This window comes from Atribacter sp. (assembly GCF_035418125.1).
Taxonomy (GTDB): Bacteria; Atribacterota; Atribacteria; order Atribacterales; family Atribacteraceae; genus Atribacter; species Atribacter allofermentans.
In genome coordinates, this window is the sequence record NZ_DAOLQM010000332.1 from 1 (window position 1) to 1,945 (window position 1,945).

Below are 1,945 nucleotides of genomic sequence, written 5' to 3' on the forward strand. Positions count from 1 at the left end.
TTAAAATACTTCTTATTCCTTTTTTTCAAATAACTCATTTTATCTATCCTGAAAACCCACGGGCATGATAAATCAAGCCCCCACAAAAGAATCAAAAAATGGAGGAGCACAATGTATTGTGCCCGATCTTCGTTTAATGTAGCGACATGCCATGGCATGTCGAATCTTTGGCTTTTCACCCTCATCCTGACCTTCTCCCATCAAGGGAGAAGGAACTCTGACTCGTCATTGCGAGGAACGAAGTGACGTGGCAATCTCTTGACTTTAATCTTTTTTATTCCTCTCTCTTTAAATAAAGGGAGAAGGTTCGGGATTCGATTAGTTACTAAAAAACTCAAATCCCCCTAACTCCCTTTTCTAAAGGGGGAAGTTGATTTCTGGATAGCTATATTTCATCTTCATCTGATGCTGCTAAGCAGCATGAGGGTCTATCCTGAAAATACCAATATTGGTGAAAAAAGAATAAACAAAAAAAGACAAGGCACACCCCCCTTAAATCCCCCCTCAATGGGGGAATTCATTTGATGATATTTTCAGGATAGTAAATAATTTTCTGTTGTATAAAGGTATAATTTTCATTACAATATATGCACATAAAACCATTATCCATGAATTGAAAGCACTTTCTATAAAGAATTAAGAATTACTTTTTAAAGAAAATTATGTAACCAACTGAAATTTAAAAAGTTTAAACAACCAATTGTTTAAACTTTTTAAGTCTGAGTGTTTAGAATGTAATCCTCGAAAGCGAGGTTAGAATAGTGCATACCAGCGCAAGCAAAAAATGGGGCTTAGCAAAATGGATTATTGGTTTGGTAGTTTTGATTGTATTATTCATTATTGTCCAAACTATCGGAGGAAATCCCTACTTCAAATGGTTCTTTAACTCTCTTTATTCAATCCCTTCTGCAACTATTCACCACCAAATGTTGCCCGATGGGAGCTTTGAAGTTCATGAAATTATCGATTACCAAATGAGAAAACCCTTTCGAGGCCTCTATCGTGAAATCCCTCCTTCGCGATATGTCGAAATTGATAATATCCAACTCTGGACCGAAGGAATCGAAACCCAATCAGTGGAGTTTCTTCGTAAACAATCAAACGGATTTGAAGCTCGGGTATGGTTAGTTCCTGTGGGAAGTTATGAAAGGCTGGATCCCAAACAATCCCCCCTCATTCGTCTTCATGTTACTTACCGAGCACGAGGTATTTTTGAAAATGGCCCGCAAATAGCGCAAATTTTCCGACAATATTGGGGACAATGGGATGCACCGGTTGGGAAAATATCGGGTATTTTTGATTTTCCCGAATCGGTTCACATCAACACCATCTATCAACACCCTTCGGTAAAAATGGTTCAAAGTGGAAATCGATTTACCTTTATAACATCTCATTTTCCACCGGAATCCTTTGCCGAGGTCCGATTCCTCACTGATCCCGCTTCCGATCTCCCCTATGCCGCTGATAATCCAACCTTAACCATTGAAGAACTAAAACCAATCGAAAATGTTTACACTAAAACAGTTCGTTCGGCTTGGTTACCCTGGCTAGTCCTTCTCATCATATTTGGTTTTTTGTTCTTTCTTATTTTTTGGTTTATGGGAAAGGAGCATGTCATCACTTATCAGGGGATATATGAACGGGAAATCCCCAGTGATGATCCGCCCGATTTCATCAACGCTATGGTAAAAAATTTAGCCGGAAAGGTTGACAAAGATGGAATAGCATCAGCTATGATGAACCTTTACCATAAAGACTATATTGATTTTAAAGAAATACAAAATGGTCAAGGGATTCAAATCAAAAAAAATGAACCCGGTAGCGATCTTTCCCATTCTGAGGGATTACTCCTTAAGTTTTTAGCCCGCTTTGCTACTGAAAATGTTTTCAATTTTCAAGATATGCAAAAACGCCTTTCAAAATCGACTACTGAAGCAGGAAATTT

At 38.1% G+C, this 1,945-nt stretch carries 2 protein-coding genes; one reads left to right on the forward strand and one right to left on the reverse strand.

The features are described 5' to 3' along the window. Positions 1 to 185 (reverse strand): hypothetical protein (locus PLK24_RS11125; protein WP_324479143.1); only part of this gene is annotated, 185 nt, incomplete at its 3' end. Positions 186 to 761: 576 nt separating this feature from the next. On the opposite strand from PLK24_RS11125, the gene PLK24_RS11130 reads away from it, so the two are divergent. After that, the coding region (locus tag PLK24_RS11130; RefSeq protein WP_324479144.1) for a DUF2207 domain-containing protein at positions 762 to 1,945 on the forward strand (1,184 nt) is incomplete at its 3' end.